Here is a 12,383-nt window from a genome sequence, read left to right as displayed (position 1 = left end):
GGCATGGGCATTCGCGAATTCCTCGACAAGATCGAGCACAACTTCGAAAAGGGCGGTAAGTACGAGAAGTGGTACGCGCTCTACGAAGCGGCGGACACCTTCCTCTATCGTCCGGGCAGCGTGACCAAGACCACGGCCCACGTGCGTGATGGTATCGACCTGAAGCGGATGATGATCACCGTTTGGCTCTGCACCTTCCCCGCGATGTTCTTTGGTATGTGGAACACCGGTTACCAAGCCAACCTGATCTATGCGCAAAGCCCGGACCTGCTTGCAGTTCAGGAAGGTTGGCAGTTTGCGCTGATCAGTGCGTTGGCAGGGTTCGATCCGTCCAGTGCCTGGGATAACTTCATCCAGGGGGCGGCTTACTTCCTGCCGGTTTATGCGGTCACTTTCATTGTTGGTGGCTTCTGGGAAGTTCTGTTCGCCTCGATCCGTAAACATGAGGTCAACGAAGGCTTCTTCGTGACCTCGGTGCTGTTCGCGCTCACGTTGCCGCCCAGCATCCCGCTGTGGCAGGTCGCACTCGGCATCAGCTTCGGTATCGTGATCGGCAAGGAAATCTTCGGCGGTACGGGTAAGAACTTCCTCAATCCTGCTCTGACCGGACGTGCCTTCCTCTTTTTTGCCTACCCGGCGCAGATGTCTGGCGACGCCGTCTGGACTGCGGTTGACGGCTATGCCAGCGCTACTGCATTGAGCTTGGGCTTCGCAGGCGGCATAGAAAATATCGTAGAGAGCGGCATCACCTGGATGGACGCCTTTGTCGGCACCATTCATGGCTCGCTGGGTGAAACCAGTACTCTGGCTATCTTTATCGGCGGCGCGGTACTGCTGCTTACCAAGATTGCTTCGATGCGAATCGTTGCCGGCACCATGATCGGCATGATCGCGCTGAGCTCGCTGTTCAATCTGATCGGTTCGGACAGTAATCCATTGTTTGCCATGCCTTGGTACTGGCACATGGTGGTGGGTGGTTTCGCCTTTGGTCTGATCTACATGACCACCGACCCCGTGTCGGCCGCGATGACCAATACCGGTAAATGGATCTATGGCATTTTCATCGGTGTGATGGTGGTGCTGATCCGTGTAGTCAACCCGGCCTTCCCTGAGGGCATGATGCTGGCAATTCTATTCGCCAATCTCTGTGCACCCTTGATTGACCACTTTGTCATCCAGGCCAACATCAAGCGGAGGCTGGCGCGTAATGTCTAGTCAAAAAGAATCCACTGCCCGTACGCTGATAGTGGCCCTGCTGGTTTGTCTGGTGTGCTCGGTGTTCGTTGCAGGTGCGGCTGTCGCACTGCGTCCGACCCAGCTGGAGAACCGTCAGCTCGACAAGCAGCGCAGTATTCTGGCGATCGCCGGGCTCGGTGAGGCAGGTATGTCTGGCGCCGAGGTGAAGGCGCTGTATAAAGAGCGCATTGTCGCCAAGCTGGTCAACCTCGAGACTGGCAAATTCAGCGACGAGTTCGATCCAAATACCTTTGACCCCCTGGTTGCTGCGAAGGACCCGCAACTGTCCGACGCATTGCCGCCGGAGCAGGACATCGCTTCGATCAAGCGCCGCGAAAAGTACAGCGTCGTGTATATCGTCGAAACCGATGGTGAACTCGACACGCTGGTGCTCCCGGTGCGTGGTTACGGCCTTTGGTCGACGCTCTATGGTTTTCTTGCCCTTCAGGAAGATCTGAACACCGTCGCTGGGCTCGGTTTCTACCAGCACGGAGAGACGCCTGGTCTGGGTGGCGAAGTAGACAATCCCAAGTGGCGTAGCCTCTGGGAAGGGAAGAAGTTGTACAACGAGGATGGTGAGCTGGCGATACAGATCGTCAAAGGTGGAGTCGATCCGCAGAGTCCGAAAGCCAAGTACCGGGTAGACGCGCTTGCTGGCGCGACGTTGACCAGCAACGGGGTTAATAACCTGTTGCACTTCTGGCTCGGCGAGAACGGCTTCGGTCCTTTTATCGCTAACCTGCGCGCTGGGGAGGCTTGAGTATGTCGCAACCTACCATTAAGGAAGTCCTGTTCAATCCGGTCTTCAATAACAACCCCATCGGCCTGCAGATCCTCGGAATTTGCTCGGCGCTGGCGGTCACCTCCAACCTGAAAACGGCGCTGGTCATGTCCATCGCCCTCACGCTGGTTGTAGCTTTTTCCAACCTGTTCATCTCGATGATCCGCAGCCAGATCCCCGGCTCCATCCGCATGATCGTGCAGATGGTGATCATTGCGTCATTGGTGATCCTGGTGGATCAGGTGCTTAAGGCTTACGCCTTCTCGTTGTCCAAGCAGCTGTCGGTATTCGTGGGTCTGATCATCACCAACTGTATCGTGATGGGCCGGGCCGAAGCGTTTGCCATGCAGAACCCGCCGGTGCTCTCGTTCTTCGATGGGCTTGGGAACGGCCTCGGTTACAGCGCCATGCTGATTGCGCTCGGGATCATTCGCGAGCTGTTCGGTGCGGGTAAATTGATGGGTTACACCATTCTTCCTGTCGTGAACGACGGAGGCTGGTACTTGCCGAATGGCCTGCTGCTGCTTCCGCCTTCTGCGTTCTTCCTGATCGGCCTTTTCATTTGGGGCATCCGTAGCTGGAAGCGGGAACAGGTCGAGAAGCCGTCGTTCAAGATGGCGCCTCAGGTCTCTAACAAGGAGGCTTATTAATGGAACATTACATCAGCCTTTTCGTCCGCGCCGTGTTCATCGAGAACATGGCCCTGGCGTTCTTCCTTGGCATGTGTACGTTCATCGCAATCTCGAAGAAGGTCGAAACGGCCATTGGTCTCGGCATCGCGGTTATTGTCGTCCAAGCCATCACCGTTCCTGCGAACAACCTGATCTACACCTATCTGTTGAAAGCCGGTGCGCTGTCATGGGCTGGCTTGCCGGAAGTCGATCTGAGCTTCCTCGGCCTGCTGAGTTACATCGGCGTGATCGCGGCAATCGTTCAGATCCTGGAGATGACCCTCGACAAGTACGTACCCAGCCTCTACAACGCACTGGGCGTGTTCCTGCCGCTGATCACTGTGAACTGCGCCATCATGGGCGGCACGCTTTTCATGGTCGAACGCGACTACAACCTCGCTGAAAGTGTGGTCTACGGCATGGGTTCTGGTCTGTCTTGGGCGCTCGCTATCGCCTTGCTTGCCGGCATTCGCGAGAAGCTCAAGTACAGCGATGTGCCGGATGGCCTACAGGGTCTCGGGATCACCTTCATCACCATCGGACTGATGTCGCTGGGCTTCATGTCTTTCTCTGGCGTACAGCTGTAAGGACGGGATGAACTGATGAGTTACGAAATTTTCCTCGCCATCGGCATGTTCACCGCCATCGTGCTTGCACTGGTGGTGATCATCCTCGCGGCTCGCGCCAAGCTGGTCTCCAGTGGCGATGTGAGCATCGAGATCAACGGCGAACGCACCATTACGGTACCGGCGGGCGGCAAGCTCCTGCAAACATTGGCCGCTAACAACATCTTCCTCTCGTCTGCCTGCGGCGGCGGTGGCACTTGCGCTCAGTGCAAGTGCATCGTCGAGAGCGGTGGTGGCGAGATGCTTCCTACCGAGGAGTCGCACTTCACGCGTCGCGAAGCTGGCGAAGGTTGGCGCCTGTCCTGCCAGACCCCGGTCAAAGCGGATATGAAGATCGAGGTCCCGGAAGAAGTTTTTGGGGTCAAGAAGTGGGAATGCACGGTTCTTTCAAACCCGAACGTCGCTACCTTCATCAAAGAACTGACCTTGAAGCTGCCGGAAGGTGAGAAAGTCGATTTCCGGGCTGGCGGGTACGTTCAGCTGGAATGTCCGCCTCACGAGGTCCGTTACAAAGATTTCGATATCCAAGAGGAATATCGCGGCGACTGGGACAAGTTCAACCAGTGGAAGTACGTGTCGAAGGTCGAAGAAACCGTGATCCGCGCTTACTCCATGGCCAACTATCCGGAAGAGGTTGGACTGGTGAAGTTCAACATCCGTATCGCCTCTCCGCCTCCAGGTAAGGATGAGCTGCCTCCAGGCCAGATGTCTTCGTGGGTATTCAGTTTGAAACCCGGCGATAAAGTGACCGTTTACGGGCCCTTCGGTGAGTTCTTCGCCAAAGATACCGACGCGGAAATGGTCTTCATCGGTGGTGGTGCCGGTATGGCGCCAATGCGTTCGCACATCTTCGATCAGCTCAAACGCTTGAAGTCCAAGCGCAGGATGAGCTTCTGGTACGGCGCCCGCTCGATGCGCGAGGCCTTCTACGTTGAGGAGTACGATCAGCTGCAGGCCGAGAACGACAACTTCCAGTGGCATTTGGCGTTGTCCGATCCGCAGCCGGAAGACAACTGGAACGGCCCAACCGGCTTCATCCACAACGTGCTGTACGAGAACTACCTGAAGGACCATCCGGCGCCCGAGGATTGTGAGTTCTACATGTGCGGTCCGCCAATGATGAACGCCTCGGTGATCAAGATGCTCACCGACCTGGGAGTCGAACCGGAGAACATCCTGCTCGACGACTTCGGCGGCTAGTATGACCCAAGCGTTACTTCAGCCCGTCATCGTTGCCGCCCTGGCGGCAGCCCTGGCGGCAGCCCTGACGGGCTGTCTGTTTCAGGACGAGGTAGAAAGTTTCGGTGGTCCCACCATGGGCAGCACCTACTCGGTGAAGTACGTGGCCGGTGATGTCGCCGTGTCCAAAGAGCAGCTGCGAAACGAGACGGATGCAATTCTGGCCGAGATCGACAGCCAGATGTCTACGTACCGTGCCGATTCGGATATCGAGACATTCAACTCGCTTCCTGCCGACGCCTGCATGGCCATGCCCGAGGGGGTCCTCGAGCTCCTCCGAGCCGGCCAGCAGCTGTCGGAGGAGAGCGACGGGGCTTTCGATCTGACGGTTGAACCATTGCTCAATCTATGGGGCTTCGGTCCTCACGGAACCGGCGAGCGCGTGCCCTCTGCCGAAGAGATAGCCACGGCTCGCGGCAACATGGGGCATGAGCATCTCCGGATTGACGGCGAGCAGCTCTGTAAAGACGCAGCGGTACAGATTGATTTCAACAGTATCGCTGCTGGTTATGCAGTGGACCGGGTGACCGCACATCTAGAGGCTTCCGGCGTCCGCCGTTACCTTGTGGAAATCACCGGCGAGCTCAAGGCTCTCGGCCGTAAACCCGGCGGGGAGCCCTGGCGTATCGCAATCGAGGCACCGCACGACAACGAGCGAGTAGCGCAGCGGATTGTCGAACTCGACGGATTTGGTGTCTCTACGTCAGGTGACTATCGCAACTATTTCGAGCGTGACGGCAAGCGATATTCGCACACGCTCGATCCACTGACCGGTGCGCCGATTGATCATCACTTGGCCGCCGTGACGGTTGTCGATCCCTCGACATTGAGGGCAGATGGGTTGTCTACTGTGCTGATGGTGCTGGGGCCCGAACGGGGTTTGGCATACGCGGGGGAGCGAAACATTGCAGCGTTCTTCGTGATTCGTGAAGGGCAGGAATTCATTAGCAAAAGCACTGAGGCCTTTGATGAGCTGTTCGGTGCGGGAGTAAGCAAATGACTTGGTTGATCGTGTTTCTGGTCATGTTGCTGGTGGTCTTCGGTATGTCCATCGGCGTAATCATGGGCCGCAAGCCCATTGCAGGCTCCTGTGGGGGCATCGCCAATCTTGGCATCGAGAAGGAATGCTCGATTTGCGGCGGTAGCCGTGAGAAGTGTGAAGAGGTGAATCAAGAGGCGAGCCACGGTGACAAAGCAGATCTCGCATACGACGCGACCAGACGCTGATAGCCGTTTTTGATCGAAAGGCCGGGGATATCTAGCGCTCCGGGCGTTGGTCTTTGCATGCAGTGCTGGTGCGACCCATGCATCGGCGCGACGATCCAGGCGGCGGGGCGTCGATAGCAACTTCCGCCACCCGGTTTTACCGAATTCGTTAACAGCGGCAGGGCTGCCTGCTGCGTGGTCTGGGGTGAATATGGCTGTCTACAATTACGATGTGGTGATACTGGGCTCGGGCCCTGCCGGCGAAGGCGCGGCGATGAACGCGGTCAAAGCTGGGCGCAAGGTCGCCGTGGTTGATAGCAGGCCACATGTGGGTGGTAACTCGACCCATCTGGGGACTATCCCGTCAAAAGCGCTGCGCCACTCGGTACGGCAGATCATGCAGTACAACACCAATCCATTGTTCCGTCAGATCGGGGAGCCCCGTTGGTTTTCGTTTCCCGACGTCCTGAAAAGTGCCGAAAGCGTCATCGGTAAGCAGGTGACTTCCCGCACTGGGTATTACGCGCGTAACCGCATCGATATCTTCTTCGGCACCGCTAGTTTTGCCGACGAGCAGACCGTGGAAGTGGTCAGTGCCAATGGCATGGTTGAAACCCTGGTGGCCAACCAGTTCATCATCGCGACAGGCTCACGGCCCTATCGCCCCGATGATGTCGACTTTACCCATCCCCGTGTCTATGACAGTGACACCATTCTTACGCTGAGTCACACACCGCGTCGTCTGATCATCTACGGAGCTGGTGTGATCGGCTCAGAGTACGCATCGATCTTTAGTGGTCTCGGTGTCTTGGTTGACTTGATCGACAACCGCGACCAGCTGCTCAGCTTCCTCGACGATGAAATCTCCGACGCGCTGAGCTATCACCTGCGTAACAACAACGTACTCATCCGTCATAACGAGGAGTACGAGCGTGTGGAAGGTGTGGATAACGGCGTGATCCTGCACCTTAAGTCGGGCAAGAAGATCAAGGCTGATGCTTTCCTCTGGTGTAACGGCCGAACCGGCAATACCGACAAGCTCGCCCTGGAAAACATCGGTCTCAAGGTCAATAGCCGCGGCCAGATCAAGGTCGACGAGCACTACCGCACTGACGTCGGAAATATTTACGCGGCTGGCGATGTAATTGGTTGGCCGTCCCTGGCGAGTGCCGCTTACGATCAGGGGCGCTCGGCGGCAGGTAGCATCGTGGAGAACGACAGCTGGCGTTTTGTCGATGATGTGCCCACCGGCATTTACACCATTCCGGAGATCAGTTCGATCGGTAAGAACGAACGTGAACTGACCGAAGCGAAGGTGCCATACGAAGTGGGCAAGGCTTTCTTCAAAGGCATGGCGCGCGCGCAGATTTCAGCCGAGCCGGTCGGCATGCTGAAGATCCTCTTCCATCGCGAGACGCTGGCGGTGCTAGGCGTGCATTGCTTCGGCTATCAGGCATCGGAGATCGTGCACATCGGTCAGGCGATCATGAACCAGCCGGGCGCGGCGAACACGATCAAGTATTTCATCAATACCACCTTCAACTACCCGACCATGGCCGAAGCCTACCGCGTGGCCGCTTTCGACGGGCTAAACCGGCTTTTTTGAGCGGCTCCGACCGGTGGCCTGAGCCGGTCGGAGAAGATACCCGAGGCTGGCGGTGGCCTAATCGGGAAAGTTTTTAAGGCAGGTTGCCGGGCCGCCAATGAGGCGGCCTCGCTTTATGCGTTGCGCAGCGTCGTGACGGCAAGGCCGGGATAGTCAGTGATCAGGCTGTCGACGCCGAAATCGGCTAGTCGACGCATCAGAGCTGGCTCATTGACCGTCCAGACCGATACATGAAGGCCGAGTTGGCGGGCTTTGGCGATTCGTTCGGGTGTGCATAGGGTCCATTTCAATGCCAGTAGCGAGCAGTCGTACTGCTTGGCTACTTTCAGCGGGTCGAGCCAGGCGTACTCGGCCACCAGGCCGCACGACAACTCAGGTGTCAGCCGTTTCAAGGCCCTGAGCACTTCCCTCGAGCCGGATGTGACGGTAATGCGCTCGGTCAGTCCATGGTGCTCAGCCAGTGCCTTGATCGCCAGGACAGTCCGTGCGGCGCGCACCCTCGAAGCGCTTTTTACTTCCAATTGCCAATGCTCGAAGTCGCACTGCTCAAATAGCTCCGCTAGGCGCGGGATGGGACAGGGGTGTTTCCAGTGGGGGCCGCTGTGGCGCGCGTCGTACTGGATCAACTCGTCTGCATCACGCTCGACGACCTTGCCGCGTCGCCCCGTGGTGCGTTTGAGCGTCGGGTCGTGGATGACCATTAGCTCGCCATCTTTTGACAGGTGCAGGTCGAGTTCGCATCGGCGCACGCCATGGGCGAGGCACTGCTTGAAGCCGGCCAGGGTGTTTTCAGGCGCTTCGCCCTTTGCGCCGCGGTGGCCATAGATAAGCGTCACGGTTGTCTCTCTGATTGCAATGATGTGGAGCGTCGGTGATGAATAACGCTGTTGATGACCCGGTTGCCCTCGAAGTAGACAGAAAAATCGCGGTAATCCCAGCGAGTGATAGGTGGCTGACCGACAGCTGCGTGCTCCTCATCGGCTAAGCCAAAACGATCAAGTACGTCGATTTTCGCATCGCCGCGGCTGGGCAGCTGAAGGTCGGCCGGGCCTTGCTGGCCGACCGGAATTTTGATGTCTTCGGCGCGTGCCGACGTGTTCAGGCTGAAAATCAGCAGTAAGAGCAGAAAAGGGCGCATCCATCAGGTTCCTTGCAGGCTTTCACGAGCCAGGCGTCGTTCCGTCGCCTGTTTCTGCAGGATATGCCGCGCGAGCAGTTGCCGTTGTGCATCAGTCAACGCTTCAAAGGATGTACCGATTGCGAACTGCCCGCTCTCAAGCGGTTGGCAGGTCGCTACGCGTGCAGTCAGCAACATGCCCAGGCCCTGTGGCATCAGCGCCAGCTTGAGCGTCCAGGTTGAGCCTTCGTCAAGCGGCTGGTCATTGGTGAAACTAATACCACCTTCCGATAGCACGGTCGCCCGAGCTGGTCCGAGGTCCTGCAACAGGTCCTGGGCGAGCGCCTGACCAATCAGGTCGATGCGCTTGTTTTGCACTTTCAGGTAGTTGGCCAGCGTGCGGTTGCCCTCGGCTATCTGACGCAGCAGATGCTGAGCTTCAAAGTCGAGCTGATGGAGTTCGCCGAGCAGTTCGAACCGTTGCGTCGAACCGTTACCTGAGACTGTTTCGGCGTGTTCCGGCGGCAGGATTTCAAGTGCGATCATATCCTCGATACGATAGTATTCGCGGCGATCTTCGGTGTCTTCAGTGGGCATGTCGATCCCTGAGCTGCAGTGATGACCTGAGTGTATCAGGCCGCTTGGCATCGTCATTCAGCTTGTTATTTCCCGCCAGCGAAAGCGAACCCAACGATTTATGTTCAGACCGCTGTCCGTGTATATCGGGGCGCGCTACACACGCGCCAGACGTCGCAGCCTCTTCGTCTCCTTCATTTCCTTTACGTCCATGATCGGGCTGGCGCTTGGTGTGCTAGTAATGATCGTCGTGTTGTCTGTGATGAATGGGTTCGATTATGAAATGCGCAGCCGTGTGCTGGGTATGGTGCCGCACGCTACGATCGAAAGCTCGATCCCAATCGACGACTGGCCGACATTGGCAGAGCGGCTCGCGCAGCATCCTCAGGTCGCTGCGGTCGCGCCGTTCATACAAATGCAAGGTTTACTGACTCATCGCGGGCAGGTCACCAAGATTCTGATTAACGCCGTGGACCCGGTTATCGAGCCAGAAGTTTCCATCGTGGGCCAGTTTTTCCGCGAAGGCACGCTGGCCGATCTGGCTCCCGGCGAGTTCGGCATTGTTATCGGCGACAAGGCGGCCAACACCCTGGGCGTAGGGGTCGGCGACAAGGTTACCTTCGTCGCCCCTGAGGTTACCGTCACGCCAGCCGGTGTATTTCCCCGCATGAAGCGGTTCACCGTGCGCGGTATTTTTCACGTGGGGGCCGGTGAGATCGATGGTTATGTGGCAATGGCCAACATCTCCGACCTGGCACGCTTGCATCGCTGGCAGCCGGATCAGGTCCAAGGGGTGCGCTTGCGTTTCGTCGATCTGTTTCAGGCCCCGCGTATTGCATGGGAGCTGGCGGGTCAGCTGGGTGATGACTTCTACTCCCGGGATTGGACTCGCACCCACGGCAACCTGTACCAGGCCATCCGCATGGAAAAGGCCATGATCGGGTTGCTATTGCTGCTGATCGTCGCCGTCGCTGCCTTCAATATCATCTCCACGCTGGTCATGGTCGTGACTGACAAGCGCGGCGATATTGCAATCCTGCGAACGCTTGGCGCGACGCCACGGCAGATCATGGCGATCTTCATGGTTCAAGGGACGGTGATAGGGGTCGTCGGCACGCTGGTCGGAGCATTACTCGGTATCTTCGCGGCGCTCAATGTAAGCAGTTGGGTCGCGGCGCTAGAGAGGTTGATCGGGCATAAATTTCTCAGCGCAGACGTGTATTTCATCGACTATTTACCGTCTCGACTGATGACCGCCGATGTGGTCCAGGTCTGCGTGGCGGCACTGATTCTTAGCTTTTTCGCCACCCTGTATCCGGCGTGGCGTGCGGCCCGGACACAACCGGCCGAGGCGTTACGATATGAGTGAGTTGTTTATGAATGAACGGTCTGCGAACGAGGCCGCGGTACTGAGCTGCCGCAACCTGGGCAAGCGCTACGAGCAGGGTCCGGAGTCGGTCAGTGTGCTGTCCGGGCTTCAGTTGGAGTTGTTTCCCGGCCAGCGGGTCGCCATTGTCGGTACTTCCGGCTCTGGCAAGAGCACTTTGCTCAATTTGCTCGGCGGGCTGGATACGCCTAGCGAAGGGAGCGTATGGCTGGCTGGAGAAGAGCTTTCCGCACTCAGTGAGAAGGACCGGGGTCTGTTGCGTAACCGTGCCCTTGGCTTCGTTTACCAGTTCCATCATCTGCTGCCTGAATTCAGCGCTCTAGAAAACGTTTGCATGCCGCTGCTGATAGGCAGCACGCCGATAGCGGAAGCACGTACGCGGGCGACCGAACTGTTGCAGCGCGTAGGGCTTGGCCACCGACTCGCTCATAAGCCCTCCGAGCTGTCCGGGGGGGAGCGTCAGCGCGTAGCGATCGCCCGTGCGCTGGCGAACCGTCCGGCGCTGGTGTTGCTCGATGAGCCGACCGGCAACCTCGACCACCATACTGCTCAGGGAATTCAAGACCTGATGCTGGAACTGAGCAGCTCATTACGTACGGCCTTCCTCGTCGTCACCCATGACTCACAATTGGCCGGCCAGATGGATCACATCTTGCGCCTGGAAGATGGCCGGTTGGTGGCTGGCTAATGTTCAGGCCGCTCAGCATCTTCATTGGCAGCCGTTACACGCGAGCCAAGCGTCGCAATCATTTCATTTCATTCATCTCGCTGACGTCCATGATCGGGCTGTCGCTGGGCGTGCTGGCGATGATCATTGTGCTGTCCGTCATGAATGGCTTTCAGCGCGAGATGAGCAACCGCATCCTGGGGATGGTGCCGCACGCCGTGATAGCCGGTGACGGAAGGCCAGTGGACGATTGGCAATCGCTGGCCGAGCAGCTACGTGCGCATCCAGGGGTGCTCGGTACGGCACCGATCACCCAGCTTGAAGGCATGCTTTCGTACAGGGGGTCGATGCAGCCGATTGAAATCAAGGGCATCGATCCGAAGGCCGAAAGCGAAGTGTCTATCCTCGGCTCGAAGATGGTCGCAGGCAGTCTCGAAGACCTAGAGGCCGGGGAATCCGGCGTAATCGTCGGGCTGATGACTGCGCGTCGATTTGGTCTGAAGCTGGGCGATAAGCTCACGCTGATCGTGCCTGAGCTCAGCGATGCGCCTGGTGGTATTACACCGCGGATGCAGCGTCTGAACGTCGTCGGGGTGTTCAAGGTGGGAGCTGAGCTGGACGGTAGTTTGGCTATGATTCACCGAGCTGATGCAGCCCAGATACTTCGTTGGCAGCCAGATCAGGTAGAAGGCGTGAGGGTCAGGCTGGCTGATCTTTACCGGGCTCCGCAGCTCGCAACCGAGCTTGTCGCCGGGCTCGGCAAGGGTTATCGCAGTGAGGACTGGTCGCTTACCCAGGGGAGTTTGTTCAGTGCGATGAAGATGGAAAAGACCATGATCGGCCTGTTGCTTCTGCTGATCGTGGCGGTGGCAGCGTTCAATATCATCGCCACCCTGATCATGGTAGTCGCCGACAAGCGAGCGGATATCGCGATCCTGCGAACCCTTGGCGCAACGCCACGGCAAATCATGGCGATCTTCATGGTTCAGGGAAGCATCATCGGAATGACGGGAACCCTAATAGGGACGGTGCTGGGCGTGCTTGGTGCGATGAACGTCAGTGCCCTGGTGGCCTGGCTGGAAAACGTATCGGGACAGCACATCTTCAGTTCGGATGTGTACTTCATCAGCACCCTGCCATCTGAACTGCGGCTGCAAGATGTCTTGCTGGTAACGCTGGCGGCGCTACTGCTCAGTTTCCTGGCGACGGTCTATCCCGCTTGGCGGGCCGCACAGACACAGCCGGCTGAAGCGCTGCGCTACGAGTAAGAA

The 12,383-nt window shown here is 57.9% G+C and carries 14 protein-coding genes; 11 read left to right on the top strand and 3 right to left on the bottom strand.

The window, feature by feature from the left end; all coding sequences use genetic code 11:
* The first annotated feature begins 3 nt into the window (after window positions 1–3).
* The 8 genes from RT21_RS05825 to sthA all read left to right on the top strand — a co-directional run bounded on the left by RT21_RS05825 (window position 4) and on the right by sthA (window position 7,365).
* Window positions 4–1,215 (top strand): NADH:ubiquinone reductase (Na(+)-transporting) subunit B, encoded by a 1,212-nt coding sequence (locus RT21_RS05825; protein ID WP_045428889.1) that lies wholly within the window; start codon window positions 4–6, stop codon window positions 1,213–1,215.
* The gene (locus tag RT21_RS05820) at window positions 1,208–1,996 is read left to right on the top strand and encodes a Na(+)-translocating NADH-quinone reductase subunit C (protein WP_046161985.1); all 789 of its coding nucleotides are present in this window, start codon (window positions 1,208–1,210) and stop codon (window positions 1,994–1,996) included. Before RT21_RS05825 ends, RT21_RS05820 begins: the two co-directional genes overlap by 8 nt.
* The gene (locus tag RT21_RS05815; protein ID WP_177327061.1) at window positions 1,993–2,667 is read left to right on the top strand and encodes an NADH:ubiquinone reductase (Na(+)-transporting) subunit D; all 675 of its coding nucleotides are present in this window, start codon (window positions 1,993–1,995) and stop codon (window positions 2,665–2,667) included. Before RT21_RS05820 ends, RT21_RS05815 begins: the two co-directional genes overlap by 4 nt.
* Window positions 2,667–3,275, top strand: coding sequence for an NADH:ubiquinone reductase (Na(+)-transporting) subunit E (gene nqrE / locus RT21_RS05810; RefSeq protein WP_045428883.1), 609 nt, complete (start codon window positions 2,667–2,669; stop codon window positions 3,273–3,275). The genes RT21_RS05815 and nqrE overlap by 1 nt, the downstream gene beginning before the upstream one ends.
* 12 nt (window positions 3,276–3,287) lie before the next feature.
* A complete protein-coding gene (gene nqrF / locus RT21_RS05805) occupies window positions 3,288–4,514 on the top strand; it encodes an NADH:ubiquinone reductase (Na(+)-transporting) subunit F (protein ID WP_177327069.1) in 1,227 nt (408 codons plus the stop codon).
* A 1-nt stretch (window position 4,515) separates the two neighbouring features.
* Window positions 4,516–5,553, top strand: a complete 1,038-nt coding sequence (locus RT21_RS05800) for an FAD:protein FMN transferase (RefSeq protein WP_046161982.1) — start codon at window positions 4,516–4,518, stop codon at window positions 5,551–5,553.
* Window positions 5,550–5,780: a (Na+)-NQR maturation NqrM gene (gene nqrM, locus RT21_RS05795; RefSeq protein ID WP_045428877.1), complete on the top strand. Its 231-nt coding sequence runs from the start codon at window positions 5,550–5,552 to the stop codon at window positions 5,778–5,780. Before RT21_RS05800 ends, nqrM begins: the two co-directional genes overlap by 4 nt.
* 190 nt (window positions 5,781–5,970) lie before the next feature.
* Entirely contained in the window at window positions 5,971–7,365 is a 1,395-nt protein-coding gene (sthA, locus tag RT21_RS05790; RefSeq protein ID WP_045428875.1) for a Si-specific NAD(P)(+) transhydrogenase, read from the top strand.
* A gap of 113 nt (window positions 7,366–7,478) precedes the next feature.
* On the opposite strand, the gene RT21_RS05785 is transcribed toward sthA, so the two are convergent.
* Genes RT21_RS05785 through RT21_RS05775 form a run of 3 tightly spaced genes read right to left on the bottom strand, consistent with a single transcriptional unit; the run spans window position 7,479 to window position 9,079 of the window.
* On the bottom strand, window positions 7,479–8,201 hold the full coding sequence (locus RT21_RS05785; RefSeq protein ID WP_046161981.1) for a glycerophosphodiester phosphodiesterase: 723 nt from the start codon (window positions 8,199–8,201) through the stop codon (window positions 7,479–7,481).
* On the bottom strand, window positions 8,198–8,503 hold the full coding sequence (locus RT21_RS05780; RefSeq protein ID WP_046161980.1) for a hypothetical protein: 306 nt from the start codon (window positions 8,501–8,503) through the stop codon (window positions 8,198–8,200). Before RT21_RS05780 ends, RT21_RS05785 begins: the two co-directional genes overlap by 4 nt.
* Window positions 8,504–8,506: 3 nt before the next feature.
* Complete coding sequence (locus tag RT21_RS05775; protein WP_045428869.1) at window positions 8,507–9,079, bottom strand: PilZ domain-containing protein; 573 nt, start codon at window positions 9,077–9,079, stop codon at window positions 8,507–8,509.
* Between the two features lie 100 nt (window positions 9,080–9,179).
* On the opposite strand from RT21_RS05775, the gene RT21_RS05770 reads away from it, so the two are divergent.
* The 3 genes from RT21_RS05770 to RT21_RS05760 are packed head-to-tail and all read left to right on the top strand — an operon-like array spanning window position 9,180 to window position 12,380.
* Complete coding sequence (locus RT21_RS05770) at window positions 9,180–10,427, top strand: lipoprotein-releasing ABC transporter permease subunit (RefSeq protein ID WP_046161979.1); 1,248 nt, start codon at window positions 9,180–9,182, stop codon at window positions 10,425–10,427.
* 7 nt (window positions 10,428–10,434) lie between these two features.
* A complete protein-coding gene (lolD, locus tag RT21_RS05765) occupies window positions 10,435–11,133 on the top strand; it encodes a lipoprotein-releasing ABC transporter ATP-binding protein LolD (protein ID WP_046162124.1) in 699 nt (232 codons plus the stop codon).
* Complete coding sequence (locus tag RT21_RS05760; RefSeq protein ID WP_046161978.1) at window positions 11,133–12,380, top strand: lipoprotein-releasing ABC transporter permease subunit; 1,248 nt, start codon at window positions 11,133–11,135, stop codon at window positions 12,378–12,380. The genes lolD and RT21_RS05760 overlap by 1 nt, the downstream gene beginning before the upstream one ends.
* The last annotated feature ends 3 nt before the right edge of the window (window positions 12,381–12,383 follow it).

This window comes from Pseudomonas sp. 10B238, from assembly GCF_000970615.1.
Taxonomy (GTDB): domain Bacteria; phylum Pseudomonadota; class Gammaproteobacteria; order Pseudomonadales; family Pseudomonadaceae; genus Stutzerimonas.
This window is presented reverse-complemented; position numbering and strand designations above follow the sequence as displayed.

Bases quoted from the DNA above. Each gene is read 5' to 3' on its own strand.
- lolD (WP_046162124.1), top strand. From the start codon at position 10,435: ATGAATGAACGGTCTGCGAACGAGGCCGCGGTACTGAGCTGCCGCAAC.
- RT21_RS05780 (WP_046161980.1), bottom strand. From the start codon at position 8,503: ATGCGCCCTTTTCTGCTCTTACTGCTGATTTTCAGCCTGAACACGTCG.
- RT21_RS05800 (WP_046161982.1), top strand. From the start codon at position 4,516: ATGACCCAAGCGTTACTTCAGCCCGTCATCGTTGCCGCCCTGGCGGCA.
- sthA (WP_045428875.1), top strand. From the start codon at position 5,971: ATGGCTGTCTACAATTACGATGTGGTGATACTGGGCTCGGGCCCTGCC.
- RT21_RS05820 (WP_046161985.1), top strand. From the start codon at position 1,208: ATGTCTAGTCAAAAAGAATCCACTGCCCGTACGCTGATAGTGGCCCTG.
- RT21_RS05770 (WP_046161979.1), top strand. From the start codon at position 9,180: ATGTTCAGACCGCTGTCCGTGTATATCGGGGCGCGCTACACACGCGCC.
- nqrE (WP_045428883.1), top strand. From the start codon at position 2,667: ATGGAACATTACATCAGCCTTTTCGTCCGCGCCGTGTTCATCGAGAAC.
- RT21_RS05760 (WP_046161978.1), top strand. From the start codon at position 11,133: ATGTTCAGGCCGCTCAGCATCTTCATTGGCAGCCGTTACACGCGAGCC.
- RT21_RS05825 (WP_045428889.1), top strand. From the start codon at position 4: ATGGGCATTCGCGAATTCCTCGACAAGATCGAGCACAACTTCGAAAAG.
- RT21_RS05775 (WP_045428869.1), bottom strand. From the start codon at position 9,079: ATGCCCACTGAAGACACCGAAGATCGCCGCGAATACTATCGTATCGAG.
- nqrM (WP_045428877.1), top strand. From the start codon at position 5,550: ATGACTTGGTTGATCGTGTTTCTGGTCATGTTGCTGGTGGTCTTCGGT.